This window comes from Ferrovibrio sp. (genome assembly GCF_017994015.1).
In the GTDB taxonomy this organism is placed as follows: Bacteria; Pseudomonadota; Alphaproteobacteria; order Ferrovibrionales; family Ferrovibrionaceae; genus Ferrovibrio.
In genome coordinates this window covers 26,049-52,446 of sequence record NZ_JAGOLP010000006.1, presented here as the reverse complement: position 1 = coordinate 52,446, position 26,398 = coordinate 26,049, and the positions used below count along the sequence as shown (strand labels likewise).

The following is a 26,398-nucleotide window of genomic DNA, read 5'->3' as shown; positions in this document are numbered from 1 at the left end:
ATCAGCCCAGCAATTGGCGCGCGGCGATGTTGCGCTGGATTTCATTCGAGCCGGCATAAATCGTCGTCTTGCGCAGGTTGCAATAGGTCAGCGCCGCCAGCGCTTCCTCACGCAGCTGATTGCCATCCTGGCGCAGGATGGCGGCCTGCTGACCCAGGATCCGGCTTTGCAATTCGGCAATGTCCTGCTGCAATTCCGAACTGATGATCTTGAGATAAGGCGCGTGACGATCATCGCTCTCGCCGCGCTCTGCCGCCCGCAACACCCGCAGATTGGTCATGTCGATACTGGCCAGGCGCATTTCCAGCACCGCCAGCCGGTTGCGGATCAACGGGTTCTCCAATGCCGGCCGGCCGCCGCGCATGACCTTGGCCGCCATACGTTTCAGCCGCGCAATCTCGCGCTTGCAGAAACCCATGCCGCCAAAATTCAGCCGTTCATGCACCAGCAGGTATTTGGCATAGGTCCAGCCCTTGCCTGGCTCGCCCACCAGATTGCAGGCCGGCACGCGCACATCCTGAAACCAGACCTCATTCACCTCATGCGCACCATCAATGGTGATGATCGGCCGGATTGTCACCCCGGGGCTGCGCAAATCGATCAGCAGGAAGGAAATGCCTTCCTGCTTGCGCGCCGTATTCTCGGTGCGCACCAGGCAGAACATCCAGTCGGCATCCTGTGCCAGGGTGGTCCAGGTCTTCTGGCCATTGACGATATAATGCTCGCCGTCCAGTTCGGCGCGGGTGCGCAAGCCGGCCAGGTCCGAGCCGGCGCCGGGTTCGGAATAACCCTGGCACCACCAATCGGAAAGATCTGCGATGCGCGGCAGGAAATGCTGCTTCTGCCAGGCATTGCCAAACGCCATCAGCACCGGCGCCACCATCTTCAGGCCAAAGGGCAGCAATTCCGGCGCCCCGGCCTGGGCGCATTCATCCTCGAAGATATGGCGCTGCACCGGGCTGAAGCCCGGCCCGCCATGCGCCTGCGGCCAGGTATAGGCAGCCCAGCCACGGGCATGCAGGATGCGGGTCCAGCGCGTCAACTGCTCGCGGTTGACCAGGCGGCCGCCAAGCTGCGCATCGCGGATATCCTCGGGCAGGTTGGCCTGCACAAAGGCGCGCACATCGGCGCGGAAAGCGGTTTCCTCAGGCGTGAACAGATAGCTCATCTCCGGCCTCAATCGCCGCTGAAGCGGGCCTGACGCTTCTCGATGAAATGCGCCACGCCCTCGCGGAAATCATTGCTGCGCACGCTGAGGCCCATTTCATGATTGGCGCTGATGGTGGCTTCAGCCAGAGTCTGAAACGGCACTTCATACATCTGCCGCTTGATCACCGCCATCGAACGCGGCGACACGTTATCGGCCAGATCGCGGGCATAGTCATAGGTTCTGGCGGCGAGCTGGTCGGCCGGGAACAGCTTGTTCACCAGGCCCATCGCCAGCGCCTCGGCGCCAGTGATCTTGCGCGCCGAAAGCAGCAGATCAAGCGCATTGGCATGGCCGACGATACGCGGCAGCATCCAGCTCAGGCCATGTTCGGCGATCAGGCCGCGGCGGGCAAAGGATGTGGTGTAGACCGCAGCCTCGGCGGCGAAGCGGATGTCGCAATACAGGGCATGCACCAGGCCGATACCGGCGGCGGCGCCGTTGATCATGCCGATCACCGGCTTCTCGATGGCGGGATAGAAGGAATAACGCGTCTGCCAGTCCGGCCGGCGATTCATGTCGAACGGCCGCATCCAGCTCTGGTCCTTGATGTCGTTGGGGTCCAGATCCTTCAATTCATCCATGTCGGCGCCGGCACAGAAGGCACGGCCCGCACCGGTCAGCACGATCACGCGCACGTCCTTGTCGGCGCCGGCACGTTCCATGGCGTCGCGCACTTCGCGTTCCATGATCATGGTCCAGGCATTCATGCGCTCGGGGCGATTCAGCGTGATGGTGGCAATGCGCGCTTCCACCGCATAGGCAATGTGCTGATAGGTCATGTCACGGATTCTCCTCTTGCGGCAACTTGGTCGGAGCGCGGCCATCCAGGGCGCGCGGGCGATTGAGATAGGCCTGGGTTTCCGGCCTGGCGCGCAGCCAGCCGCTCCAGCGCTTGAACACCTTCTGCATGCGGTCCGGCGCCACACCAAGCTGGGTCATCGCCACGCCGCCATTCACCGATTCCCAGTATTCGGCGATCAGGCCGTCACGCAGGCGGAAGCGGCTCATGCCATCGATCACCACGAAGCGGTCCTTGAACTGCTCGATCCGCGATGAAAAGCTCGATAGCGACCAGGCATAGGCCATGTCGCCGGCACAGACCGGGTCAAACATCTCCCAGCGGTAATCCGGCCCGGCATCGCGATGAAACAGATGCTGCATCATATGCGCAATCTCGGCGCGGCCATGATGCGCGCCGTAGATGTAATCATGGTAGATGCCGTCCTCGGTGAAGCAGCGTGCAAAACGCTCGCCATCGCCGGATTCGGCGGCCAGGGTGAATTCCTTCAGCAGAAGGTTGAAATCCTGCGGGGTCATGCTTTCTGTCCAAAAATCTCGCGGCCGATAGCGCGCAGCCGGATGCGGTCCACCTTGCCGGTGGCATTGCGGGGAAGCGCGTCCAGCACATGCACCGCACGCGGCAGCTTGTAGCGCGCCAACTGGCCTTCCAATGCGGTCAACACCGCTTCCGGCGCTGGTGCTGCGCCCTGCTGGCTCGGCACCAGAAATGCCACGATCCGCTCGCCCAGCCGCTCATCCGGCACGCCGATGGCGGCTGCCTCCAATATGCCGGGCTGGCTGTAGAGCAGTTCCTCAACCTCGCGCGGATAGACATTGTAGCCGCCGGTGATGATCATTTCCTTCTTGCGATCCACCACATACAGGAAACCATCTTCATCGAGCCGGCCGATATCCCCGGAATAAAGCCAGCCATCGCGGAAGGTCTGCGCGGTCAATTCGGGCTGGTTGAAATAGCCTTTGGCTACACCGGGACCGGAAACCACGATCTCGCCCAAAGCGCCGGCCGGCACGTCCTGGCCCTGGTCGTCCAGGATACGCACCCGCACCCCAAGATAAGGCTGGCCGGCGGAACCAGGCTTGCGCCGGGCGCCGAAAAAGCGGTTGCCGGTGACCGAAGGGCTCAGTTCGGTCATGCCATAGCCTTCCGAGATCAGCACATTGAAGCGGCTCTCAAAGCGGCGATGCACATCCTCGGGCAAAGCCTGGCCACCGGATACGCAGGCACGCCAGGCGGAAATATCGGCTGCTTCCGGCAGCGGTGCATCGGCCATGGTCCAATACATGGTCGGCACGCCCATGAAGATGGTGATGCGCTCGCGGGCTATGGTGGCCAGGGCTTCGGCGGCATCAAAACGTGGCGCCAGATACAGCGTGGCACCGGCATAGAGAAACGCCGACATCAGGCAGGTATGGCCAAACACATGACTGAAAGGCAGCACGCCATAGCCGCGATCCTCCGGCGTCAGCCGCAGCAGATCAAAGGCAAAGGCCTGGGCATTCCAGAAGATATTGCCATGCGTAAGCTGGATGCCCTTGGGCCGGCCGGTGGAGCCGGAGGAATACAGCATCAACGCCACACTATCGGCAGAAGCGACGGGCAGCGGCGCCGGCTCGGCCTCGATGGCAGTCAGCGCGGGTGCCAATGCATCCTGCGCCGTGATGCCGCTGGCGGCCAGGCCGGGCAGCAGATCGGGGCGGGCCAGCACCAGGCGCGGCGCACAATCCTGGATGATGGCAGCCAGTTCTGGGCCGGCCAGCAGTGGATTGAGCGGTACCGGCACCGCACCGGCGCGCAGGATGCCTTGATAGAGCAGTAGCCATTCCAGGCCGTTATTCAGCGCGAAGACCACACGATCCGCCGGCAATACACCAAGCGCGGCCAAGGCCCGGGCGCAACCCGAGGCGCGCCGCTCTAGCTGGGCATAAGTAAGGCTGTCGGCCTCGCTCACCACGGCCACATGCTGCGGCCGCAATGCCGCGTGGTAGCGCACAAAATTGCCGATATGCACGGTCATGGCGTTACATCCGCTTGGCACTGAACCAGCGTCGGGCGAGGTCCACCACCGGCGGCACCAGACCGCGCGGCATGAAGATCATCACCACGATCAGCAGCAGGCCATAAACAATCAGACGATAGATTTCTGCCACGCGCAGCATTTCCGGCAACACCACAGTGAGCGCGGCGCCGATGATCGGGCCGGACAGCGTGCCGCTGCCGCCCAGGATCACCGCCAGGATGGTGTTGAGCGAGGTATCGGCCGAAAACGGGCTGGGATTGATGAAACCCATGTAATGCGCGTAAAGGCCGCCGGCAAAGCCGGCCAGGGCGGCGCTGAACACAAAGGCAAACAGCTTGTAGCGCCAAGCGGAAACACCGGCCGCCTCGGTGAAGGTTTCATTCTGCCGGATGGCCTGGAGCACACGGCCAACCCGCGAGCGCACCACGGCGGCGGTCAGCGCAGTGCAGCCGATCAGTGCCGCCAGCGCGAGATAGTAAAAATTGCGCCGCTTGTCGAAAGCGATTTCATAATCACCGAAACCAATCGGTTCGGGCGCCGGAATACCGGGCAGGCCGGGTTCGCCGCCGGTGAGCGACATCCAGTTGATCAGCACGGTGAACACCACCATGTTGATCGCCAGGGTGACGATGGCGAAGTAATGCCCCTTCACGCGCAGCGAGGGATAGCCGCAGATCAATGCCGCCACGATGCTGGCCAGCGGCGCCATGCCCAGCGCCAGCCAGACCGGCCATTCCGCCTTCACCGCCAGCAAGGCCGAGGTATAGGCGCCGATACCCATGAAGGCGCCCTGGGCGATGGAGACATAGCCGGCATAGCCTTGGATCACATTGGCACCCTGGGCCACGATCATGAAGATCATCGCCAGCACTGCCAGATGGATGAAGTAGTTGACCGTGGTAACCTGCGGCACCAGCGCGGCAGCCAGGATAACGGCGAGAATGGCGAGTTTCTTGAACATCAGCGGGCGTTCCGGCGCATCAGGCCCTCAGGGCGGATCAGGAGAATGCCGATCATCAGCAGGAAGGAGATCACATCCTTGTAGCCCGACGAGATGAAGGCGGAGGCAAAGGATTCGGTGATGCCGAGCAGGGCGCCGCCGATGATGGCGCCGGGTATCGAACCCAGGCCGCCGAGGATCAGCACGGCAAAGCCCTTCACCACCAGGCCGCCGCTGATACCGGGCGCCACTGCGAACAGCGCCCCCACCAGCACGCCGGCAGCAACGCCAAGCGCCGAGGACAGGGCGAAGACAAACATCGACACCGCATTGCCGTTGATACCCATCAGCACGGCGGCGGCACGGTTCTGCGCCACGGCGCGCACTGCCATGCCGATCCAGGTGCGCTGGATCAGATAGGTCATCACTGCCACCAGCACGGCGGCGGTGAGCAACACATAGATGCGTAATTCCGGCATGGTCAGGCCGCCGATATCGATCACGCGGTTGAACGGCGTCGGGATGATCACCTGATCGATGCCGAACAGCAGCAGGTTGACCTTTTCGATCACCAGGGTCAGGCCGAGCGCGATGATAAAGGCATTGATCGGCGGTGCGTTGCGCACCGGATGATAGGCCACGCGTTCGATGACAATGCCGAGCACGGCACCGCAGGCCATGGCGAGCAGCATGGCGGGCAACAGGCCCAGGCCGAGCGCGCTGATGGCGAAGAAGGTGAGATAGCCGCCGAACATGGCGACACTGGCATGGGCAAAATGGGCAATCCCCAGGATGCCGAAAATCGTCGTCAGGCCGAGCGCGATCAGCGTGTAGATGCTGCCGATCACAAGACCGTTGAATATCTGCTGGATGAAATCGATCAGCATGGCTCGGCTCGTTTCTGCTTGGCAGCGGTGCCGGTTGAAGCCGGCACCGCTGGCCGGGGTCTCAGTTCTTCACGGTCTTGAGGAACTCGGAATAGGCATTAGCATCCGAGGGCAGTTCGCCATGGAAATTCCACTTGCCACCCTTCCACTGGAAGGCGCCATTGGAGATGTAGGCCTGGCCCTTGCCGTCAAACATCTTGCCCTGCACCGGCAGATATTTGAGCAACGCTTCCTTCGGCACCGCCAGATTGCGCAAGGCCGTCTGGATTTTCTTCAGGTCGGAAACACTCTGCGCTGCCTGCAATGCGTCGCGCAGCACATAGACCTGGTCATAGGCGAAGGCGCTGTTCGGCGTCGGTGTGTCGTTATACTTCTGGCGATAGGCGGCATCGTAGGCCTTGGCCTTGTCGCCCAGCACCTCGACATTGAATTCCACCGCCAGCAGATCCCACACGCCATCCATCTGCTCGTTGCTGGCGACTTTCAGGAACTGCTCGGCGCTGCCGCCCGAGAAGCCGAAACGCGGCACGCGAATGCCCAGTTCATGCGACTGGCGATAGGCGAAAGCCACCTGCTCGACATAGCCGGAGATGAACAGGGCTTCAGCGCCCAGGCCGCGCAGCTTGGTGAGCTGGGCGGTCATGTCACGATCCTGGCCGCCGAAGGTTTCGACCGCCACCACCTTGCCGCCGGCTTCCTCGTAAGCCTTGATCAGTGCTTCGCGATATTGCGTGAACAAAGCCACGTCGCGCACCGCCAGCACGCCCAGCGTCTTGACGCCCTGCTGGTAGATGAAGCGGCCGGCCGCGGCGCCGGTATAATCGCCTGGCGGGCGGGTGCGGAACACATTGGCATGGCCGGCCGAGGTGATGGCACGGGCACCGGCGGTGCCAACCAGCATGATCACGTCTTCGCGACCGATGAACGACGCCACGGCGCCGCCGGAAGCCGAGCAGCAATAGCCGAGCAGGAATTTCACATTGTCGCGGTCGATCAGCTTGCGCGCCACATTGGTGGCCTCGGTCGGATCGGCCTTGTCGTCATATTCCACGGTCTTGAAGCGATAGGTATCGGCGCCGATCTTGACACCGCCGGCGCTGTTGACCTGCTCGATGGCAAGGTCGATGGCGCGCTTCTGCGGCACACCGTAAACCGCGCCACCGCCGGTGAGCGCATCGCTGACACCAAGCAGCAGGGTCTTGTCGGCGGCCTGGGCCAGGCCCGCCGATGCGAGCAGGGCCATACCCGCCAGGGCAGTGGACAGCAACTTATTCATCGACTGTTTCCTCCGTTGAGTTTTCTTGGCTTTGGTAATTTCAATGGCCGAGATAGGCATTCTGCACACTGGCGTTATCGGCCAGTTCAGCCGACGAGCCTTGCAGCACGATCTGCCCGGCTTCCAGCACATAGGCGCGATCTGCCACGCGCAGCGCCATCGACACCGATTGCTCCACCAGCAGGATGGTGACGCCGGTGGCCTTGATGCGGCGCAAGGTATCTTCGATCTCGTCCACCACGCGCGGCGCGATGCCGAGCGAGGGTTCGTCGAAAATGCAGAGTTTAGGCCGCGCCATCAGCGCGCGGGCAATGGCAACCATTTCCTGCTCGCCACCCGAAAGCGTGCCAGCCAATTGTTTGGCGCGTTCACGCAGGCGCGGAAACATCTGCATCATCTCGTCGAGATCGGGCCGCAGGTCGCTGCGGCGGCGCGTATAGCCGCCCAGCCGCAGGTTCTCCAGCACGGTCATTTCAGGGAAGACCTGGCGGCCTTCCGGGCACATGGCGATGCCGCGTTCGGCGATGCGATAGCCGGGCTGGTTGGCGATATCCTGGCCATCGAAGCGGATCGCACCGCCCAGGATCGGCAGCAGGCCGCAGATCGCCTTCAGGATCGTGCTCTTGCCGGCGCCGTTCGGGCCGATCAGCGACACGCATTCGCCGGCACCAATCTGGAACGACACACCATGCACCACCTGGGCCGGGCCATAGCCAACCCGCAGATCCTTCACGTCAAGCATGGTCGCGGCGCCCCAGATATGCGTCGATCACGGATTGGTTGGCGCGGATTTCGGCCCCGGTGCCTTCGGCAATCTTCTCGCCGAAATTCAGCACCACGATACGGTCGCAGACTTCCATGATCAGGCCCATGTGATGCTCGATCACCAGCACGCTGATACCATGCCGGGGCAGGCCGCGGATGATGGCGCTGAGTGCGCGGCGCTCGGCGGCAACCATGCCGGCGGCAGGCTCGTCCAGCAGGATCAGCTTCGGCCTGGAGGCCAGCGCCACCGCAATCATCAGCAGGCGCTGATCGGCCACCGAGAGCGTGCCGGCCAGCACATCGCCGCGCTGATCCAGGCCGACGATGGCGAGCGCGGCCAATGCGGCCTGGCGCATCTCGGCTTCCTCGCGCCGCGCACCGGCTAGGCCGAACACAGCAGCACTGGCGGCCTGGCGATAGCGCGCATGGCAGCCCACCAGGGCATTCTCGATCACGCTATATTCAGCGAAAATCTGCGTCGCCTGGAAGGTGCGGATCAGGCCGCGCCGCACCACCGCATCCACCGGCAGGCCGGCCAAAGCGACACCATCAAACAGCACACGGCCCGATGTTGGCGGCAGGGTGCCGGATAGCAGGTTGACACAGGTGGATTTGCCCGAGCCATTGGGGCCGATCAGGCCGAGGATTTCGCCCGCATGCAATGCGAAGCTGACATCATTCAGCGCCCGCACGCCGCCAAAGCGTTTGCTCAGCGCCTCAACTTGCAGCAGCGGCTTGCCTGACACAGCAACGTCAATACTGGCCGACACGATGTGCCTTCCCCCCGACCATCGGGTTTCCTCCATAAAATTTATGATCGGATATTCATAGACTCCGGATTTAGAGTCAACTCTTGGATAATATTATTCGACTCTTGGGTCGAAAATTGAAAAAGCGGCTGAATTACAACCCGTGCGTTTATGGATGTTGCTTTATGGAGTGTCAGTTCTGGCGGTTTTCCAGCAATCGGCTGCCCGGGAAAGCCGGCGCCTCGCCCGAGGCCAGGCCACGGCAGACAAAGCCCGCCACACCCTCGGCAATTTCGTCGATGCTCCAGGTGCGATGCGGGCGATACCATTTGGTCACCCAGTTGATTGCGCCGAGCACGATCAGCACGGCGAATTTGGCATTGCCGGGCAGGATACTGCCATCCTGCATCGCCGCTTCGATCATGCCGAGCAGGGCGCCTTCGAACTTGTCGCGCTCGCGCACCACGATATCTAGCTGGGCCGCGCTGAGCGACTTTTCCTCAAGAATGATAACACTGTAGCTGTCGTCGCTGATGGTGGAGCGCACATAGGCGGCCGTGGTGCGATGCAGCCGCTCGATCGGCTTCAGGCCCGGCTCGGCACAGACCGATTGCAGCGCCTGCTCGGCCGCCGCCAGGTGGCATTGATACAGCAGATCCTGCTTGTTTTTCACATAATAGTAGAGCGTCGGCTTGCTGATACCGAGCGCCTTGGCGATATCGTTGAGCGAGGTGGCGTGGTAGCCGTCGCGGCGAAACGCCTGCGCGGCTTCGCGATACAGGGCGTCCAGCTTCAATTCACGCTGCTGAGCGGCATCCGGCACCGCTCGCTTCCACTTGGCCATTGCACCCCCGAAACGAATCCCAGCCTCTTGTTAAGGCTTTTCGACCCAGAAGTCGATAATTCAAACCAGCATGTATTTGCAGCCTTATATACCGATATGAAAACTGTAGACTGTTTATATCTGGATTGATACCTTGCCGGCTCCCTTCGCACCCCGGGCGCAAGCCGGGGATTGGCCTTTTCAGGAGCAGCATGAAACTCAACGGCGGAAAGTTTGTTGTCACCGGCGGTGCCAGCCTGATCGGCTCGCATGTTGCCGAACAATTGCTGGAACAGGGCGCGGCGCAGGTTGTGCTGCTGGACAATTACGCGCTGGGCAGCCCGGATACGGTGCGTTTCCTGCTCGACAATCCGCGCGTCAAGCTGGTGCGCGGCGACCTGCTCAACATCAACGAGCTATTCGACGCCTTTGAAGGCGCCGATGGCGTCTTCGCCATTGCCGGTTTCCTCACCCTGCCCTTGAGCCAGAATCCGCGCCTTGGCCTGGCGGTGAATGTGGAAGGCCAGCAGAATCTCTACGAAGCCTGCCGCTACCGGCAGGTGAAGAAGGTGGTTTTCTCGTCATCGATTGCCGTCTATGGCGACCCGGCGCCCGGCCTGATCAACGAGCAATCGGCATCACATCTCGCCAGCTTCCAGCCGGCTGCGGCGCTTTATGCCTGCACCAAGCTGATCGGCGAGAATCTGGGCAAACTCTACAGCGCCCGCCACGGCATCCAGTCGATCGCGCTGCGCTATGCCACTGTCTATGGCGAGCGGCAGCATTATCGCGGCATCAATGCGCTCTACATCATGGAGAATTACGACCGCATCCAGCGCGGCGAAGCGCCGGTGATCCCCGATGATGGCCTGGAAGTGCACGATTATGTGCATGTTGCCGATGTGGCGCGGGCCAACCTGCTCGCCATGGCCTCGGATGTGACCGGCGAAAGCTTCAATGTCGCCACCGGTGTGGCCACCACACTGAAACGGATCACCGAAATCCTGCTGGAAGTAACCGGCAGCCCGTTGCAGCCGGTCTACAAGCAGAATACCGCGCAAGTGCGATCCAGTGTCACCCAGGAACTGAATTTTGATCGCGACAAGATTGCCCGCATGCTGGGCTGGGCGCCTGAAGTGAGTATCGAGGACGGCATCCGCCGTCTGCTGGACTGGCGCCGCCGCGAGGCTGCGCGCTGATTAGTTTTTGTCTTCCAGGCTGAGCAGTTGCATCAACTGCTCAGCCGAAATGGTTTCCAGCGTCAACACGGCCTCAACAACCTGCTCGGCCTGCTCGCGCGGCAATACCAAAGAAGCCGAGGCCAGAAATTTGGCGATTACGCCATCCTGTTGCAGCCTAAATTCGCCGGCACCGCTATTCACCCGCACATGCCGCGTCAACTTGCGGCCGCTGCGTGTTGTCACGGTCACGCCGCCGGAGAAATAGGTCGGGAAGGTGGTGTCAGGATCAATGCCGCAGCTTACCCGGGCTGCAAGCGCCAGCACATGCGGATCTGCGAGCGCTTCTGGCTGCAAATCGGGCAGGCCAAAACCGCCTTTCAGCAGGCAGGTGGCAACCACAAACTGGGTAGAGAATTTGGCTTCATAATCCGAAGTCGGGCATTGTTTCTGTGCTGCCGGCTCGGCCACGATATGTAAGGTCGGCTGCGGCAGCAAAGCTTCCACCGCCGTAATTTCCTCGCCGCCCAGCTCGGCATGCAGCGCGATGGCCGCATCGGCGCAGCCATGGATGAAATGGCAGACCGGATATGGCTTCATCGCAGTATCGGCAAGATGCCACACCTCACCCAGCCCGGCAGCCACGGCGCCGATATCAGCCGCGCCGGCATGGGCCTGCAAGTGGGTTTCCAGCAAGCCGAATTTGCCTTCCAGTGGCCGCGACGGCGCCACAAAGCCATTGGCAGCCAGCCGCGCCGCCGTGATGCCGGCCACCGCCGCCCAGCCGGGATGCAGTCGCTTGGTCCAGGCGCCTTCCTCAAGGAACACCTGCACGCCAGAGGCGGTGCTGGCGGCAATGCCCTGGCTTGCCATGATCTGCGCCGCATCCAGGCCGAGCAGCTTTGCCGCCACCAACGCCGAACTGAAATGCGCCACCACGCCGGTGGCATGGAAACCGACATGATGAAAACCACCTTTGACCACCAGGCCGATACGGATCGCGGTTTCCATGCCGGCGGCATAGGCAGTGAGCAAAGCGCGGCCATGCGCCTTGAGCAATTCGCCAAAAGACAGCGCCACCGGCAGGCAGGCGGCGGTGGGATGCACGATGCTGCCAAGATGCGTGTCGTCAAAATCCAGGCCATGCAGCAGCACGCCGTTGACCAAGGCCGCATCGCGCACCGGCAAACGCTCGGCGCGCCCGATCACACGGCAGCGGCCGATTTCACCATGCGCCGCCGCGCCGGCAACAACCCGACCGGCAAAGCCATAGGCATTCGAGGCCAGACCGCAGCCCAGCGCATCCAGGATATGCAGCTTGGCACGTTCCAGCACCGGCGCCGGAATATCCTCAAAACGCAAGCCGGCAGCGAAGCGGGCAAGATGCCCGCTGGCGGATGGCGATGGGGTTTTTTCGATACGCCCGAGCTGCGTCATGATTTTGCAAACCTGAAATTTAAGGAGTGGCCGGGGTGATCCTTTGTCAGCCCGACCGTATTGTCAACAGTTTACTATCATCGGTTTACAGATAATGACGCGATATGCTATCCCTGTCGCACTGCGCCGGGCAGAATGGCGCGGGCAGGAAACGGACGGCGATTCGGATGGCGGCATCATGAGCGTTGGGCAACAACAGGCGATTGTGGCACGGCACGCGGCCCGGCTTTCGCTGTATGGCCTGTTTGAGAAACAATGCCGGCTGCACCCGGCGCGCCCGGCCCTGGCCCATCTGGACCAGATCGTGAGCTATGCCGAATTGCGGCAGCGCGCCGAACGGCTGGCCGCGCTGCTGCATGCGCAAGGGCTTAAGCCCGGCGACCGCGTTTGTATTCTCAGCGAGAACCACCCAATCTTTCTGGAATTGTCGCTCGCCGCCCTGCGCCTTGGCCTCATCGTCGCCACCCTGAACTGGCGCCTGGCGCCGCGCGAACTGGCGCATTGCATTGCCCTGGTGCAGCCCAAAGTCACCCTGGTATCGCCGCGCCACCGCAACAGCCTGGCCGGTATTAGCCAGGCCGGTATCCTGCTGGAAATCGGCGCGGCGCTGGAACAACAGCTTGCCGGTCCCGCCGCAGCCCTGCCGGCAATGCCGGATGGCGATCCGGAAGACGGCCTGTTCATCATCTATACCAGCGGCACCACTGGCTTGCCGAAAGGAGCGCTGCTGAGCCAGCGCGCCATGCTGGCGCGGCTGCTGGTTTATGTCACCGATTACGGCGTTGACGGCGACGACACATTCCTGGCCTGGTCACCGCTGTTTCACATGGCATCGGTGGAACTGGGCCTTGGCACCTTGCTGCTGGGCGGCAAGGTGGTGGTGCTGGATGGCGCCGACCTGCCAGCCATTTGCGACTATCTTGAACGCGAAAGCCTGAGCAACCTGATCTTCTTCCCTGGCATGGTGGAACAGACACTGGCCTATCTGCGGCAGCGGCGGCCCAAGGTGAAGCGGCTGAAGAAATTCGGCGCGCTGGCCGATCTGTTTGCGCCGCGCGAGATAGCGGAAATGACCGCCCTGCTGGGCGTGCCGTTCACCAATACTTTTGGCTCCACCGAAACCGGCATGCCGCCCGCTTCTGCCGGCCGGCTTGCCGCTGGCGAGATACCAAGCGATTTTGCCAAGACCGAAAGCCTGCTTTGCGATGTGCTGCTGGTGGATGAAGCCGGGCAGCCGGTGCCGGATGGTTTGCCGGGCGAATTGCTGATGCGCGGGCCGACATTGTTCAGCGGCTATTGGAACGCACCGGAAGCAACCGAAGAAGCGTTTGCCGGCGGCTGGTATCATACCGGCGATGTATTTGTGCGGCGGCCGGATGGGCGGCTGGATTACATCGACCGGCGCAAATACCTGATCAAATCCGGCGGCGAGAATATCTATCCGGCCGAGATCGAGCGCGTGGCCTTGCTGCATCCGCATATCGCGGAAGCCGTGGTGGTGCGGCGCCGCGATGCGCGCTGGGGCGAGGTGCCGGTGCTGGTGGTTGCTGCCGAAGGCGCGGCGCCGACAGAGCAGGAACTGATCGCTTTGTGCCGCGCCGAACTGGCGCCCTACAAGCGCCCCAAGCATGTGCTGTTTGTGCCCAAGGGCAGCCTGCCGCGCAACAATACCGGCAAGATCATCCGCCCCGAGGTGGAAAACTGGGTGGCGGCGCAGCTATTGGCCAACGACGCCGCCCCTTAATCTCATCCTGCGCCATCTCATCCGGGCGGGCGGCGGCGATACATGATGGTCACATCCATCTCCTGCACCACCTCGTCGCGCTGATTGAGGAAGACGCGCGTGAAACTGACCACGCCGCGATCCGGCTGGCTGGTTTCCTTCTTGGCGGTGACAGTCGAGCGCACGCGGATGGTGTCGCCATGTTTCACCGGCAGCTTCATGCGCCATTTGTCGATGCCGAGTAACGCGATCAGCGTGCCATCATTGATGCCGGAAGCATAATTGAGGCCGGCGGCAACGGCAAAAACCAGCGGGCCATGGGCAATCGGCTCACCGAATGGCGTGCTACGGGCATATTCAAAATTGGTATGCACATCGTTGAAGTCGCCAGACAGGCAGGCGAAGTTGACGATATCGGTGGAGGTAATGGTGCGCTGCCCGGTATAGAGTTGCTCACCCACCGTGAAATCCTCGAAATAACGCCCACGCGGCGCCGGCTTCTGCTCGCTCATGCTGCTCTCTCCAGCCAAGTCTACAAACCCATCAGCTTGGCGATTATGTTGCGCTGAATCTCGTTGCTGCCGCCACCAATCGGCCCGAGCCGTGAATCGCGGAACAGGCGCTGCATGTCATGCTCCATGGAATAGCCGGCGCCGCCCATGATCTGCATGCCGATATTGGCGCAATCAAAATCATTGTCGGTGGCAACGATCTTGGCAATCGCGGTTTCCATGCGCGGATCATAGCCGGCATCAAGCATTTCAGCAGTGCGATAGGTCACCAGCCGGGCAATCTCGGCCTTGATCCGCATATCGGCCAGCTTGTGCTGGATCACCTGATGATTGCTGATCGGCTGGCCGAACTGCACCCGCTGCATGGCATAATCCTGCGCGATGTCGATGGCCTTCTGGGCATTGCCGGCGCCACAGGCGGCGATGCACATGCGCTCCAGGTTCAGGCCGCGCATCAGCTTGCGCCAGCCGCGATTTTCGTCGCCGATCAGGTTTTCCGCCGGCACGCGCACATCGTCGAAAAAAATCTGGTTGGTATGCGTGGTATGGCGGCCCAGGGTTTCGATCGGGCGAATGCTGACACCGGGCGCCTTGGCATCGACCAGGAACAGGCTGAAGCCGTTATGCGCTGGCTGCGCCGATGGGTCGGTTTTCACCACCAGCACGATGTAATCCGCCATATGCGCCGAGGTGATGAACCATTTCTGGCCGCGAATGATATAATCAGCGCCATCGCGCACGGCATAGGTTTTGATCGAAGCGGCATCCGATCCGGTTTGCGGCTCGGTCAGCGCGAAAGCAATGTAAATCTCGCCCTTGATCATCGGCATCATGTATTGCCGCTTGAGATATTCGCTGCCGTTATGCAGCAATTGCAGGCCGGCATAGATCACGCTGGTCATATACGTGGTGCCAAGGCAGGCATAATGATACGATAGCGTTTCCAGCAATACCGCGATATCCTTGTAGCCGCCGCCAAGACCGCCATATTCTTCCGGATAGGGCAGGCCAAGCCAGCCATCCCGCGCCATCGCCTGATAGGCATCCACCGGCCAGCCGGCGGTATTGTCGAGTTCACGAATTTTTTCCGGCGGCAGATGCCGTTCGGCCAGCGCCAGCAGGCTGCGGCGCATCATCTTCTGCTCGTCGGTGAACCCGAAATCATTGAATAAAGGCATTTTCCCTTCCCTTCGCGTAACATACCGCCACTGGCTTGCCGGCTTACATATACCAGTTTGCGCCAATATGTCATCTGATAACTGTTGACATATTGGCGTTGTGGTCTTACCACAATCGTCAAGGATAAACGCCACGCTGCGCCGGGAGTGTTAGCATTGACCACGCCAGAACCTGACCATCGCATGGGCGGCTGGGTTGGGACTGGCTACGACGCCATCATCGTTGGCCAGGTTTATGCCCCCTACCCCCTCAAAATTGATGCGGCGGCTTTGGCCAATTTTTATGCCTGCATTGGCGAAAGCCCGGCCAATATTGAGCCCGGCACACGCATCCCATCCTTTCTGCTCAATGAACTGCGCGCCTTCAAGAGCTATGTGAAGTTTCCACCCGGCGTGCTGCATGCACAAGAGGAACTGGAAATGTCTGGCGCCGCTTATCTGGGTGAAAGCCTGGTCACCATCGTGCGCGTGGCCGACAAATACATCCGCAACGGCAAACGCTTCCTGGTTGTTGAGCAAGCGGTGAAGGCCGGCGACGAGCAGCGCGATGTGCTGCTGGTGCGCCATATCCTGTATTGGCCATGTTGAACCTTGCCGCCCTCACCATCGGCCAGCGCATTGAGCGGCCAGGGCCAGCGCTGACTCAGGCCAGCTTCATAACCTTCGGCCGCCTGCACGGCACTGATGCGCCGATCCATACCGATCCGGCTTATGCTGCCAAAACCCCCTTCGGCGGCACCATTGCGCATGGCATGATGCTGCTGGCGGTGTTTGAATCCTGGCTCTGCGCATTATTTGGTGCTGCCGCCTGGGATCAGGGCGCCCGTTTCCGCGCCAAGCTGCTCAACACCGTGAAGGCCGGCGAGCCGACCACATACAGCCTGGAAGTTATCCAGCGTGATGCCGGCAGCATCACCCTGGCGCTGGCATTGCATAGCGGCGAGCGCTTGCTGGCGATTGGCGAAGCGACACTGAAAATCCCTGGAGAGTTAGAATGAACCCCAATCTGCCGCGCCTGATGCGGCCGGCATCGGTGGCAGTGATCGGCGCTTCCGACAATCCCGCCCGCATCGGTGGTCGTCCGATCCGCTATCTGCTGGATGCCGGCTTTGCCGGGCCGATCTATCCGGTGAACCCGAATTACCAGATTGTGCAGGGCCTGCCGGCTTATGCCTCGCTGCTGGATGTGCCTGGCCCGGTGGATATGGCGATCATCGCCCTGCCGGCGATACCAGCCATGCAGGCAATTCGCGATTGCGCCGCGAAGCATGTTGGTGGCGCCGTGCTGTTCAGCGCCGATTTCGCCGAGGCCGGCGGCGATGGCCAAGCGCGGCAGGCTGAACTGAGCCGCATCGTGCAAGATGCCGGCATTGCTTTGCTGGGGCCGAACTGCCTGGGCGCCTTCAACGTGTTGCACCGGTTTTATGCCAGCTTCTCGGCCATCTTCGAAGGCGGTTTTCCAAGTGGCGGCGATGTGGGCATCATCAGCCAGAGCGGCGGCTTTGGCAGCCATCTGGTCAAGATCGCGCTGCAACGTGGCGTCAAGATCGGGCAATGGATCACCACCGGCAACGAGGCCGGCATCGATGTAGGCCAGGGCATCGAATGGCTGGCGACCCAGCCTGATATCCGCATCATCATGGCCTATGCCGAAGGCGTGCATGCACGCGATACCCTGGTGGCCGGGCTGGAAGCGGCCCGCCAGGCTGGCAAGCCGGTGCTGTTCATGAAATCCGGCACCAGCAGCGTAGGCGCCGCCGCAGCCCAAACCCATACCGCGGCGATGAGCGGCAGCGACCTGGTATTCAGCGGCATGCTGGAACAATATGGCGCGGTGCGGATGCCACATACCGAGGCAATGGTGGATGCCGCCTATCTGCTGCAACGCGCGCCGCGCCCAGCCGGCAACAGCGTCGGCCTGGTCAGCATTTCCGGCGCCGTTGGTGTGCAGATGGCGGATACTGCCGCGCAAGTGGGCCTAGAGGTGCCGGCGCTGCCTTCAGATGCGCAGGCGGCGCTTAAGGCGATCAATCCCTATGCCGCCACGCGCAATCCCATCGATGTGACAGCGCAGGCGTTCAACAATCTAGATCTGGTGCGCGACAATCTGGATGTTGTGTTGCGCCAGGATGGGCTGGACGCGCTGATAGCCTTTTTCACCGTCACCGCCGGCTCCAAAAGCATTGCGCCGCGCCTGTCGCAGATTCTGTCGCCCTTGCCGCAGCAATATCCCAACAAGCCGATGCTGCTCTGTATCGTGGCGGATCAGGCAACCGTGGCGCAGTATGAGGCTGCCGGCTTTGCCGTGTTTGAGGACCAGCATCGCGCCGTGAGTGCGCTGGGTGTGCTGGCACGCCTGCGGCCAACGCCGGCACCAGCGCTGGCCATGGCCGATTTCAGCGCCGCCGCAAAAGCTTTACGCCAGCATGACGGCACCGAATATTCCGGCAAGCAGGTGCTGGCCGCGCTGGGCGTCCCGGTGCCGGCAGGCGGGGTGGCTAGCGATAGCGGCCGCGCCATGGGCATAGCGCTGGAGCTCGGCCTGCCGGTGGCAGTGAAAATCCACAGCACAACAATTCTGCACAAAAGCGATAGCGGCGGTGTGATGCTGAACCTGGCAACACCCGATGCGGTGGCAGCGGCTGCTTCGGCAATGCTTGATCGCCTTGGTGATGCTGTGCTGGTGGAAAAAATGGCGCCGCCGGCTGTCGAGGTGATCCTCGGTTTTCAGCATGATGCCGAATTAGGCCCGATCACCATGATTGGTCTGGGCGGTGTGCAGGCTGAAATCTACCAGGATGTTGCCTGCCGCCTGGCGCCAGTCAGCGCAACGGAAGCCCTGCGCGCCCTGCATAGCCTGCGCGGTCGCCGCATGTTCGAAGGTTTCCGTGGCCTGCCGGCTGCCGATCTGCCGGCGCTGGCGGCGATGATCGAGCGGCTGTCGTTGTTTTTCGCCGCCCATGCCGACATGATCGAAGCGCTGGAAATCAACCCGGTGCGTGTGCTGGCGCCGGGCCAGGGCGCCATCGCCTGCGATGCCGTGCTACTGAAGCGTTAGAGCCTGAACAGCACTTCGCCCTGAAACAGCCGGCGCGCGGTACGATACAGGCTGGCTTGCGGCACATGCACCGCGCCATCCTGTATTTCCGCCGCAGCATCCACCAGCAACAGGCCGGAGGGATGCCCCACCCGCAACGCACCAGATTGCCCGGGTCGCAGCATCTGCTGCGCCAGGCTGCCCGGCACGCGGCAAGCTGCCGCCAGGCACAAGCCGCCGGTGATCGGCACGGCACGATGCGGCTGCCCCACCGAGATCATGCGCACCAGGATATCGGCATCTTCCGCCGCATAAACCCGGCCTGAAAGTGCCGTGAAAGCCTGGCTCGGCGCAATCGCGGCAATTTTCGGAATGCTGGGCATGCGCGCTGCCGCAGCCAGATCAGGGGTAAGCCCCATGGCCACCGATGCCGCCAGCCGGATCATTTCCAGCCGCTGCATCAGCACTGCGTCCTTTTCCAGCGCCTGTGGTGCCTCGGTGCCACTAAGGCCAAGATCGGCGGCGCGAACGAACACGCCGGGATTGGCGGCATCGATCAGGCTGGCTTCGATAGGGCTGCCATCCGGCAGTATCAGCCGGTCAATCGCCTTGCCGCTGGGCAGCAGCCGGCCAGTCTTGGAACCGCCGGGATTGAGGAAATCCAGCCGGATCGGCGCGCCGCTGCCGGCCACGCCGTCAATCTCGCAATCACCCTGCACCACAGCCATGCCGCCCCGCACCGGGAAAGTGGCAATGATGATCTTGCTGGTATTGGTGTTGTGGATGCGCACGCTGGCCAGGCCATCGGCCGGCGCCGGGATGATGCCTTCATCAACCGCGAAAGGCCCGACAGCGGACGACATGTTGCCGCAATTACCGGCATAATCCACCATCGCCTGATCGACGGAAACCTGGGCAAAGGTGTAGTCGATATCGGCATCCGGGCGGCTGGGCGGCCCGATGATGCAGATTTTCGACAATGACGAAACGCCGCCGCCCATGCCATCCAGCTGGCGCCCATTGGGATCGGGCGAACCCAGCGCGGCAAGAAAAATTGCCGCCCAGTCATCACGCTGCGCCGGCAGATCGGCCTGATGGAAGATCAGCGCCTTGGACGTGCCGCCGCGCATGAACACGGCCTTGAGCCGGTGCTGCATGTTTACTAGCCTTGTGCGTTGCGCCAGGCAATATACCGCCCGATACCGGCCTTGGCATCGACCTTGGGCAACCAGCCGATCTCCTTTTCAGCTTTGGCGCGGCTGAAATTCAGCTTGGCTACGGCTGAAGATCGCACCGTACGTGTATCTTCCTGGTAGACCGGCTTGAGCTGCTTGGCACCATAGGCATCCAGCACAATCGCAACCACCTCGGTGAGTGTGGTGTCAACCCCGGTGCAGATATTCAGCACGTGATTGCAGGATGCGCTGATCATGGCATCGCGGCAGGCTTCGGCCACATCGGTGACATAGATATAGTCATGCACTTCGCTGCCATCGCCGACAATTACCGGCGCCTCGCCGCGCCGCACCTTCTCGCAGGTTTCGGCGATGAACACGGCATTCACCGCGCGCCAATGCTGGCGTTCGCCATAGACCGAGGAAAAGCGCAGTGCGTTGAATTGCAGGCCATGGCTGCGGGCATATTGCGCGCACAGGCCCTCGCCCATGATCTTGCTGGTGCCATACATGATCGAGGCCGGCGGCAGCCCGGCCATGGTGAAGGGGGTTTCCTCGGTGATGACATCGGCGGTGGAACCGCCATAGGTGGATACCGATGACGAGAAGATGATGCGCCGCACCTTGGCGATGCGGCAGGCTTCCAGCGTGTTGACCAGGCCGCTGGTATTGACCGCAATACCAAGCGACGGATTCTGCGACATCGGCAGGGTAAGGAAACCGGCCAGGGCGAAAACGCCATCAACACCCTGAAAGGCATCGATCAGTTCGTTAAGCCGCAGGATATCGCCCCGGATCAGCTTGACGCGCGGATCCTGCATCAGATGCGCAATGGTTTCTGGTGTGCCGAGCGAGAAATTATCAAACAGGCGCACTTCACGCGCGCCATCGGCCAGCAATGTATCGGCGATATGTGAGCCGATCAGGCTGGCGCCGCCGGTGATCAGATAGACAGAATCCTTGACGCTGTATGCCATTCCCACGCTCCCACTTCACTCTTTCTTGGTTTTATCCTGCGGCATGCCTTGCGGCGTGATGGTTTTGACGATGCTGGCATCCAGCGCCTCGTATTCATGATAGCCGATGGCTTCATAAAGTTCGGCGCGGGTCTGCATCTTGTCCAGCATCTTGTGCGTACCGCCATCGCGGCGGATGGCAGCATATAATTCTTCCTGCGCCTTGGCGGCGACACGCAGCGAACTGACCGGCCAGATCACCATGCGATAGCCCATTTCCTCAAATTCCTGGGCGGTAAAGAAGGGCGTGCGGCCATATTCGGTCATATTGGCGAGCAGCGGCGCCTTCACCCGGCGGGCGAATTCGCGGAACATCTCGGCCGAAGTCAGCGCCTCGCAAAAAATCGCGTCGGCGCCGGCTTCGAGATACATGTTGGCGCGCGCCACGGCGCCATCCAGGCCTTCACTGGCCACTGCATCGGTGCGCGCCACGATCACCAGATGCCGGCGTGCCTTGGCGGCGGCCGCCACCTTGGCCGCCATGTCATAGGCGCTGGCCAGTTTCTTGTCGTTGAGATGGCCGCATTTTTTCGGCAGCAACTGGTCTTCGATCTGCACCGCGCCGGCGCCGGCTTCCTCGAAGTTGCGCACCATATGCATCACATTGAGCACTTCGCCATAGCCGGTATCGCCATCCACCAGCACCGGCAGGCCGCAGGCGCGCGAAATCTGGCGCAGGAAAAAGCACACGTCATTGATGGAGATGATGCCCAGATCGGGCAATCCCATCGAGGCGGTCATCGCCGCGCCGGAAAGATACAATGCCTCGAAGCCGGCGGCCTTGGCCTGCAAGGCAGCCAGCCCGTTATGCGCCCCCGGAATCGCCAATATCTGCGGCCTGGCAAGCAGCTCTCGAAAAGCCTGGCCGGCCGGTGTATCGGGACGTTCGGCACCAATCAGATAGGGCATGAAGCGTCTTCTTTTGCTGATGTCATGTTTTCAGAACAAACGGATCGCGTTCCTGCGACGAGAAATCGATCATCACGTTTTTGGTGGTGGTGTATTCCTGTAACGCCTGCTCGCCGCGCTCGCGGCCGAAGCCGCTTTCCTTCATGCCGCCAAACGGCGCCTGCGCCGCCAGCGCGCGGTAGGTATTCACCCACACCACACCGCTTTCCAGCGCCCGCACCATACGGTGCACGCGGCCGACATCGCGGGTCCAGACGCCGGAAGCCAGGCCATAGGCGGTGCCATTGGCGATGCTGATCGCCTCGGCTTCGTCCCTGAACTTGATGATCGCCAGCACCGGGCCAAAAATCTCTTCCTGCGCCAGATGGGAATCGGGCTTCACATCGGTGAAAATGGTCGGCTGCACAAAAAAGCCCTGGGCCAGCGCGCCATCACGCGCCGCATCGCCGCCGGCCACCAGCCTTGTGCCGGCCTGCTTCGCTGCCGAGATGAAATCCAGGATGCGGTTGAATTGCTGCTCATTGGCGGCAGTGCCCATTTCAGTGGCCGGATCAAGCGGATCACCCAGCTTGATCGTGGCAGTGCGCTGCACCAGGCGCTGCACCACCTCGTCATGCACCGCCTCATGCACCAACAGGCGCGAACCGGCAATGCAGGTTTGCCCGGTGGCGCCAAAGATGCCGGCCATCGCACCGGCCACCGCCTTGTTGAGATCGGCATCGTCAAAAATGATGTTGGGTGACTTGCCACCCAGTTCCAGCGTCACCGGCACCAGGTTGCGGCCGGCAGCGGCGGCAATCAGACGCCCGACCTGGGCGCTGCCGGTGAAACTGATGCGATTGAGGCCGGCGGTTTCGCTGAGCGCGCGGCCGGTTTCACCATCCCCGGTCAGCACATTGATCACGCCCTTGGGGAAGCCGGCCTTCTCGGCCAGAGCGGCAAATTCCAGCGTTGTGGCCGAAGCATGTTCAGACGGCTTGATCACCGCGCAATTGCCCGCCGCCAAAGCCGGCGCCAGCTTGTTGGCCAGCAGCGAAATCGGCGAATTCCAGGCGGTGATCAGCGCCACCACGCCAATCGGCACCCGCATGGCATAATCAAATACATCCGGCTGGTCGAGCGGGATCACGCTGCCATAAATCTTGTCGGCATAGCCGGCGAAGAAGCGGTATTGCCGCGCCGCAAACAGCATCTGCGGTTTGGTCTCGCGGATCACCTTGCCGTTATCGGTGGTTTCCAGCACCGCCATGCGATCGGCTTCAGCTTCCAGCAATTCGGCCAGCCGCAGCATCAGCCGGCCGCGCTGCACACCCGGCATCGGCCCCCACACATCGGTGAAAGCCCGCCGCGCCGCCGCCACCGCTTCGGCCACATCCTCGGCTTCTGCTTGCGGTATGGAAGCCCAGGTCTGGCGGTTGAAGGGGTTGACCGCCGGAAAGCGACGCCCCTTCGCGCCCTCACGCCAGGCGCCGTCGATAAAAAGCTGATAGCGTCTGACATCTACCATGGCTGGCGCCGCCTCAGCCGGCGACATACTGGGCGGCGCTTTCGCCAGCCAGCTTGCCGAACACAGAGCCTGACATCAGGCCGGTGCCGCCCGGATAATTCTCGAAGAACAGGCCGCCGACCAACTCGCCCGCAGCATAGAGGCCGGGGATCGACTGGTCGGTCATGTCCTGCACTTCGCCGCTGGTATTCACTTGCAGGCCACCAAAGGTGAAGGTGATGCCGGTGGTGGTGACATAGGCAACATAAGGCGGCTTGTTGATCGGCAAGGCCCAGTTGGATTTCGGCACGCTCAGGCCACGGGTGGCCTTGCCATCCAGAATCGCCGGGTTATAGGGCTCCGGCCCACAGGCGGCGTTATATTCGCTGATGGTTTTTTCCAGCGCCGCCGGATCAAGCTCAAGCTGTTCGGCCAGGCCGGCAATAGTGTCGGATTCCGCCTTGGTCACTTCCTTGATGCGGTATTCGTCGCGCAGCATCTTCACCGTCTGCTGATCAAAAATCTGGATCGCGGTGCGGCGCGGCTGCTTCATGATTTCGCGGCCAAACTTGGCGTAGGTCAGATTGCGGTAATTTTCGCCTTCATCAACAAAACGCTCGCAATCCAGGTTCACCATGATGCCGAGCGGATAGGAATGTTTCTGGAAATTATCCAGCACCCAGCGGTCGCCATAGGGCGGTGCCGAAATATCCCATTCGCAGGCATGGCAGCTCGACCAATTGCCATAGGGCCGGGCGCCGATAGCCAGCGCCATATTGATACCTTCGCCCATATTATGCCGCGTGCCGCGCACCCGGCACAGATCCCAGCCCGGGCCAAGATAGCGCACACGCATTTCCGGATTTGATTCAAAACCGCCGCAGGCCAGGATCACCGCCTTGGTGCTGATTTCCGAATAACCATTCTTGCTGCGCACCTTCACGCCGGTGATCACCCGGTCCTGGCGCTGAATCAGGCCGATGGCGGCGGTGTCATAGCGGATTTCGATACCGAGCTTTTCGGCCCGCGCAATTTCGGCTTCCACCAGGCCGGCGCCACCGCCCACGGCTTCGATATTCACGCCGCCATAAAAATGATGCTTGCCATCGACGATATAGGATTGCCGGCCAAACATCGGCACAAAGCGGATGCCATGGCTGCGCAGCCAGGCCATGGTGGGGCGCGAACGATCCACCAGCAGGTTGGCCAGCGCTTCATCCGACTGGTGATGGGTGATTTCCATCAGCTGGTCATAGAAGAACTGCCGCGTATGCTTGGGCAGCACAATCTGATTACGCTCGGCATCCGACAGGTCGGTCAGGATGTCCTGGCACACATCCTCCAGCCCGTCATGGGCGAAGCGGAAGCCGCCAGCGGTGAAGTAGGAATTGCCGCCGCGTTCGGATTCCGGCGCGCGCTCCAGCACCAGCACCTTGGCGCCATTTTCCCGGGCCGAAATCGCCGCGCATAAGGCCGCATTGCCAGCACCGGCAACAACTACATCATACTCCATCGTTTCGACTCCCTTTCATCGCTTGTACCGAGCCTTGGTGTTGCTTCAGGCTCACTCAACCATGTTTTTTCGGATATTAGAGAAAAGTCGCAAACTGTCAACAGTTGTCAGTCAATTCTTGAACGTGGCGGCCAGGCAACAAAATTTTCTGCGGTTACCGGGCCATCGCCAATCGCTGCCAGAATGGTTTTCAGCTTCGCCTTGGCGATTTTGTCCACATTGGCACGCGGGAATTCCTGCACCACATAAACCGCGCGTGGCAACTTGAAATCGGCCAGCAGCTTGCGGCATTGCGCCGTCACCATCGCGGCCACCGCGTCATGCGCCACATCGGCCAGCGCCGCGCCAAGGCGGACAAAAGCCACCGGCACTTCATCCAGCATGGCATGGGCCTGGGCCACCACCGCCACTTCCTCCACGCCCGGGATGGCGGCAATCACCCGCTCGATCTCTGACGCGGCAACATTCTCGCCGCCAACCTTGAGCATATCCTTCACCCGGTCGGCAAAGCGCAGCGAGCCATCGTCAAGCAGCGTCACCTGATCGCCGGTGTTGAAGAAGCCTTCCGAATCGAAGGCTGCCGCCGTTGCCGCCGGGTCACGGTAATATTCCTGGAACAGCGAAACGCCGCGCTGACCGGCAATATGGATCGTGCCGGTCTCACCGCGCTGCACCGGCTGGCCCTCGGCATTGAGAATGCGGAGCGAATATTCCGGCGCGGCGCGGCCGATGGCGCCATAGGCCACCGGCAGATGCGGATAGCCGATGATGCCCTGGGTCAGCGTTTCAGTCATGCCCCACCAGCTCATGGGCTTGATATTGAATCTGTTCACCACCAGGGGATCAGAGAAAGCCACGCCCCAATTGCGGAAATGATGTGTGCGCGGCACCTCGCCATTGGCCAGGGCGCGATAACAGAAAGCGGTGATCGAGCTCCATGTGCTGCGGTTTTTCAGCGCCACTGCCCAGAAGCGGCTGGCACTGAAACGCGGCTGCAACACCATTGTGGCACCAGCCCACAGGCAGGCGAGCCAGGAATAGGATAGCGCGTTGGTATGAAACAGTGGCAGCACACAATGATGCACGTCGCTGGGCAGCAAGCCTTCATGGCTGGCGCTGACCCGGGCCGCCCAGAGCGCATTGGCATGGCTCCACAACACCGCCTTGGGCCGCGATGTGGTGCCGGATGTGTATTGCACCGCCAGCGGCGCTGCCGGGCCGATTGGCGGCGATGGCGCTGGCGCGGTCGCCGACAGCAATTGATCAAAGCGCTCGGCAGCGGCTGGCTGGGCCGCGAAAGCCGCCGGCTCGCCGGCATCGTTGTCGGTCACGGCGATCCAGCGGGCGCCGCGGCAGGCCGCCTGCACCAGCGCGGCATGGCGCGGCTGCGTGATCGCCGCGCTGGCGCCGCTATGCTCAAAGAAATACCCCAGCTCCTCCTCGGAGCAGCGCGTATTGGTGGTAACCACCACGGCGCCGGCAATACCGCAGGCACACCAGGTCAGCAGGAATTCCGGGCAATTATCCAGATGCAGAATGATCCGGTCGCCCGGCTGCATGCCGCGTTGCCGCAGGCCCTGGGCAAGCTGGCAGGCCAGATCATAAAACTCGCCATAGCTGATGCTGCGCGCCGGGCGATCAAACGGCTCGAAGATGATGAACGGGTGCTCGCGTCGCGCCTGCGCCTGGGCCGCAAGCAGCCAGTTCAGGTTCAATCCTTCAAACGGGCTGAAACAGGCGGCGAAGGGTCCCATGGCACAGGTCT

24 protein-coding genes are annotated in these 26,398 nt (G+C 61.9%); 5 read left to right on the top strand and 19 right to left on the bottom strand.

Features of this window, described 5'->3' with window-relative positions; translation table 11 throughout:
- Position 1: 1 nt before the first annotated feature.
- The 10 genes from KBB36_RS05745 to KBB36_RS05700 form a co-directional block, all read right to left on the bottom strand.
- Entirely contained in the window at positions 2–1,168 is a 1,167-nt protein-coding gene (locus tag KBB36_RS05745) for an acyl-CoA dehydrogenase family protein (protein WP_290977895.1), read from the bottom strand.
- An 8-nt stretch (positions 1,169–1,176) separates the two neighbouring features.
- Positions 1,177–1,989, bottom strand: coding sequence for an enoyl-CoA hydratase (locus KBB36_RS05740; RefSeq protein ID WP_290977893.1), 813 nt, complete (start codon positions 1,987–1,989; stop codon positions 1,177–1,179).
- 1 nt (position 1,990) lies between these two features.
- Complete coding sequence (locus KBB36_RS05735) at positions 1,991–2,527, bottom strand: nuclear transport factor 2 family protein (RefSeq protein WP_290977891.1); 537 nt, start codon at positions 2,525–2,527, stop codon at positions 1,991–1,993.
- Positions 2,524–4,026, bottom strand: a complete 1,503-nt coding sequence (locus tag KBB36_RS05730; RefSeq protein WP_290977889.1) for an AMP-binding protein — start codon at positions 4,024–4,026, stop codon at positions 2,524–2,526. Before KBB36_RS05730 ends, KBB36_RS05735 begins: the two co-directional genes overlap by 4 nt.
- A gap of 4 nt (positions 4,027–4,030) precedes the next feature.
- Complete coding sequence (locus KBB36_RS05725) at positions 4,031–4,990, bottom strand: branched-chain amino acid ABC transporter permease (RefSeq protein ID WP_290977887.1); 960 nt, start codon at positions 4,988–4,990, stop codon at positions 4,031–4,033.
- Positions 4,990–5,856, bottom strand: a complete 867-nt coding sequence (locus KBB36_RS05720; RefSeq protein WP_290977885.1) for a branched-chain amino acid ABC transporter permease — start codon at positions 5,854–5,856, stop codon at positions 4,990–4,992. Before KBB36_RS05720 ends, KBB36_RS05725 begins: the two co-directional genes overlap by 1 nt.
- Before the next feature lie 61 nt (positions 5,857–5,917).
- Positions 5,918–7,132: an ABC transporter substrate-binding protein gene (locus KBB36_RS05715; RefSeq protein WP_290977883.1), complete on the bottom strand. Its 1,215-nt coding sequence runs from the start codon at positions 7,130–7,132 to the stop codon at positions 5,918–5,920.
- A gap of 40 nt (positions 7,133–7,172) precedes the next feature.
- Positions 7,173–7,874, bottom strand: a complete 702-nt coding sequence (locus KBB36_RS05710; protein WP_290977881.1) for an ABC transporter ATP-binding protein — start codon at positions 7,872–7,874, stop codon at positions 7,173–7,175.
- On the bottom strand, positions 7,867–8,667 hold the full coding sequence (locus KBB36_RS05705) for an ABC transporter ATP-binding protein (RefSeq protein ID WP_290977879.1): 801 nt from the start codon (positions 8,665–8,667) through the stop codon (positions 7,867–7,869). The genes KBB36_RS05710 and KBB36_RS05705 overlap by 8 nt, the downstream gene beginning before the upstream one ends.
- A gap of 172 nt (positions 8,668–8,839) precedes the next feature.
- Positions 8,840–9,490: a TetR/AcrR family transcriptional regulator gene (locus KBB36_RS05700; RefSeq protein ID WP_290977877.1), complete on the bottom strand. Its 651-nt coding sequence runs from the start codon at positions 9,488–9,490 to the stop codon at positions 8,840–8,842.
- A 191-nt stretch (positions 9,491–9,681) separates the two neighbouring features.
- Here KBB36_RS05700 and KBB36_RS05695 point away from each other — a divergent pair, with 191 nt between their 5' ends.
- Positions 9,682–10,668, top strand: a complete 987-nt coding sequence (locus KBB36_RS05695) for an NAD-dependent epimerase/dehydratase family protein (protein ID WP_290977875.1) — start codon at positions 9,682–9,684, stop codon at positions 10,666–10,668.
- Here the strand turns inward: KBB36_RS05695 and KBB36_RS05690 are convergent, their stop codons facing one another.
- Positions 10,669–12,084, bottom strand: coding sequence for an MmgE/PrpD family protein (locus KBB36_RS05690; RefSeq protein WP_290977873.1), 1,416 nt, complete (start codon positions 12,082–12,084; stop codon positions 10,669–10,671).
- A gap of 178 nt (positions 12,085–12,262) precedes the next feature.
- On the opposite strand from KBB36_RS05690, the gene KBB36_RS05685 reads away from it, so the two are divergent.
- Complete coding sequence (locus tag KBB36_RS05685; protein ID WP_290977872.1) at positions 12,263–13,828, top strand: AMP-binding protein; 1,566 nt, start codon at positions 12,263–12,265, stop codon at positions 13,826–13,828.
- A 17-nt stretch (positions 13,829–13,845) separates the two neighbouring features.
- Here the strand turns inward: KBB36_RS05685 and KBB36_RS05680 are convergent, their stop codons facing one another.
- Both KBB36_RS05680 and KBB36_RS05675 read right to left on the bottom strand, forming a co-directional pair.
- Positions 13,846–14,319, bottom strand: coding sequence for a MaoC/PaaZ C-terminal domain-containing protein (locus KBB36_RS05680; protein ID WP_290977871.1), 474 nt, complete (start codon positions 14,317–14,319; stop codon positions 13,846–13,848).
- Positions 14,320–14,339: 20 nt separating this feature from the next.
- A complete protein-coding gene (locus KBB36_RS05675; protein ID WP_290977869.1) occupies positions 14,340–15,497 on the bottom strand; it encodes an acyl-CoA dehydrogenase family protein in 1,158 nt (385 codons plus the stop codon).
- A 156-nt stretch (positions 15,498–15,653) separates the two neighbouring features.
- Between KBB36_RS05675 and KBB36_RS05670 the strand changes: the two genes are divergently transcribed.
- Genes KBB36_RS05670 through KBB36_RS05660 form a run of 3 tightly spaced genes read left to right on the top strand, consistent with a single transcriptional unit; the run spans position 15,654 to position 18,555 of the window.
- The gene (locus KBB36_RS05670) at positions 15,654–16,085 is read left to right on the top strand and encodes a hypothetical protein (protein ID WP_290977867.1); all 432 of its coding nucleotides are present in this window, start codon (positions 15,654–15,656) and stop codon (positions 16,083–16,085) included.
- Positions 16,079–16,495, top strand: a complete 417-nt coding sequence (locus tag KBB36_RS05665) for a MaoC family dehydratase (RefSeq protein ID WP_290977865.1) — start codon at positions 16,079–16,081, stop codon at positions 16,493–16,495. Before KBB36_RS05670 ends, KBB36_RS05665 begins: the two co-directional genes overlap by 7 nt.
- Positions 16,492–18,555: an acetate--CoA ligase family protein gene (locus tag KBB36_RS05660; RefSeq protein WP_290977863.1), complete on the top strand. Its 2,064-nt coding sequence runs from the start codon at positions 16,492–16,494 to the stop codon at positions 18,553–18,555. Before KBB36_RS05665 ends, KBB36_RS05660 begins: the two co-directional genes overlap by 4 nt.
- On the opposite strand, the gene KBB36_RS05655 is transcribed toward KBB36_RS05660, so the two are convergent.
- The 6 genes from KBB36_RS05655 to KBB36_RS05630 all read right to left on the bottom strand — a co-directional run bounded on the left by KBB36_RS05655 (position 18,552) and on the right by KBB36_RS05630 (position 26,387).
- Positions 18,552–19,691 carry a PrpF domain-containing protein gene (locus tag KBB36_RS05655; RefSeq protein ID WP_290977861.1) on the bottom strand — a complete coding sequence of 380 codons (1,140 nt, stop codon included), beginning with the start codon at positions 19,689–19,691 and terminating at the stop codon, positions 18,552–18,554. The two genes, KBB36_RS05660 and KBB36_RS05655, sit on opposite strands and share 4 nt — an antisense overlap.
- Before the next feature lie 5 nt (positions 19,692–19,696).
- Positions 19,697–20,686 carry an NAD-dependent epimerase/dehydratase family protein gene (locus KBB36_RS05650; protein ID WP_290977860.1) on the bottom strand — a complete coding sequence of 330 codons (990 nt, stop codon included), beginning with the start codon at positions 20,684–20,686 and terminating at the stop codon, positions 19,697–19,699.
- 15 nt (positions 20,687–20,701) lie between these two features.
- The gene (gene prpB / locus KBB36_RS05645) at positions 20,702–21,634 is read right to left on the bottom strand and encodes a methylisocitrate lyase (protein ID WP_290977859.1); all 933 of its coding nucleotides are present in this window, start codon (positions 21,632–21,634) and stop codon (positions 20,702–20,704) included.
- A gap of 22 nt (positions 21,635–21,656) precedes the next feature.
- Positions 21,657–23,141: an aldehyde dehydrogenase gene (locus tag KBB36_RS05640; protein WP_290977858.1), complete on the bottom strand. Its 1,485-nt coding sequence runs from the start codon at positions 23,139–23,141 to the stop codon at positions 21,657–21,659.
- Between the two features lie 13 nt (positions 23,142–23,154).
- The gene (tcuA, locus tag KBB36_RS05635) at positions 23,155–24,633 is read right to left on the bottom strand and encodes an FAD-dependent tricarballylate dehydrogenase TcuA (protein WP_290977857.1); all 1,479 of its coding nucleotides are present in this window, start codon (positions 24,631–24,633) and stop codon (positions 23,155–23,157) included.
- Positions 24,634–24,740: 107 nt separating this feature from the next.
- Positions 24,741–26,387: an AMP-binding protein gene (locus KBB36_RS05630; RefSeq protein ID WP_290977856.1), complete on the bottom strand. Its 1,647-nt coding sequence runs from the start codon at positions 26,385–26,387 to the stop codon at positions 24,741–24,743.
- Positions 26,388–26,398: the final 11 nt, after the last annotated feature.

Bases quoted from the DNA above. Each gene is read 5' to 3' on its own strand.
- KBB36_RS05630 (WP_290977856.1), bottom strand. From the start codon at position 26,387: ATGGGACCCTTCGCCGCCTGTTTCAGCCCGTTTGAAGGATTGAACCTG.
- KBB36_RS05740 (WP_290977893.1), bottom strand. From the start codon at position 1,989: ATGACCTATCAGCACATTGCCTATGCGGTGGAAGCGCGCATTGCCACC.
- KBB36_RS05680 (WP_290977871.1), bottom strand. From the start codon at position 14,319: ATGAGCGAGCAGAAGCCGGCGCCGCGTGGGCGTTATTTCGAGGATTTC.
- KBB36_RS05715 (WP_290977883.1), bottom strand. From the start codon at position 7,132: ATGAATAAGTTGCTGTCCACTGCCCTGGCGGGTATGGCCCTGCTCGCA.
- KBB36_RS05685 (WP_290977872.1), top strand. From the start codon at position 12,263: ATGAGCGTTGGGCAACAACAGGCGATTGTGGCACGGCACGCGGCCCGG.
- KBB36_RS05695 (WP_290977875.1), top strand. From the start codon at position 9,682: ATGAAACTCAACGGCGGAAAGTTTGTTGTCACCGGCGGTGCCAGCCTG.
- KBB36_RS05745 (WP_290977895.1), bottom strand. From the start codon at position 1,168: ATGAGCTATCTGTTCACGCCTGAGGAAACCGCTTTCCGCGCCGATGTG.
- KBB36_RS05640 (WP_290977858.1), bottom strand. From the start codon at position 23,141: ATGGTAGATGTCAGACGCTATCAGCTTTTTATCGACGGCGCCTGGCGT.
- KBB36_RS05725 (WP_290977887.1), bottom strand. From the start codon at position 4,990: ATGTTCAAGAAACTCGCCATTCTCGCCGTTATCCTGGCTGCCGCGCTG.
- KBB36_RS05710 (WP_290977881.1), bottom strand. From the start codon at position 7,874: ATGCTTGACGTGAAGGATCTGCGGGTTGGCTATGGCCCGGCCCAGGTG.
- tcuA (WP_290977857.1), bottom strand. From the start codon at position 24,633: ATGGAGTATGATGTAGTTGTTGCCGGTGCTGGCAATGCGGCCTTATGC.
- KBB36_RS05690 (WP_290977873.1), bottom strand. From the start codon at position 12,084: ATGACGCAGCTCGGGCGTATCGAAAAAACCCCATCGCCATCCGCCAGC.
- KBB36_RS05650 (WP_290977860.1), bottom strand. From the start codon at position 20,686: ATGGCATACAGCGTCAAGGATTCTGTCTATCTGATCACCGGCGGCGCC.
- KBB36_RS05655 (WP_290977861.1), bottom strand. From the start codon at position 19,691: ATGCAGCACCGGCTCAAGGCCGTGTTCATGCGCGGCGGCACGTCCAAG.
- KBB36_RS05675 (WP_290977869.1), bottom strand. From the start codon at position 15,497: ATGCCTTTATTCAATGATTTCGGGTTCACCGACGAGCAGAAGATGATG.
- KBB36_RS05735 (WP_290977891.1), bottom strand. From the start codon at position 2,527: ATGACCCCGCAGGATTTCAACCTTCTGCTGAAGGAATTCACCCTGGCC.
- KBB36_RS05730 (WP_290977889.1), bottom strand. From the start codon at position 4,026: ATGACCGTGCATATCGGCAATTTTGTGCGCTACCACGCGGCATTGCGG.
- KBB36_RS05665 (WP_290977865.1), top strand. From the start codon at position 16,079: ATGTTGAACCTTGCCGCCCTCACCATCGGCCAGCGCATTGAGCGGCCA.
- KBB36_RS05700 (WP_290977877.1), bottom strand. From the start codon at position 9,490: ATGGCCAAGTGGAAGCGAGCGGTGCCGGATGCCGCTCAGCAGCGTGAA.
- prpB (WP_290977859.1), bottom strand. From the start codon at position 21,634: ATGCCCTATCTGATTGGTGCCGAACGTCCCGATACACCGGCCGGCCAG.
- KBB36_RS05720 (WP_290977885.1), bottom strand. From the start codon at position 5,856: ATGCTGATCGATTTCATCCAGCAGATATTCAACGGTCTTGTGATCGGC.
- KBB36_RS05660 (WP_290977863.1), top strand. From the start codon at position 16,492: ATGAACCCCAATCTGCCGCGCCTGATGCGGCCGGCATCGGTGGCAGTG.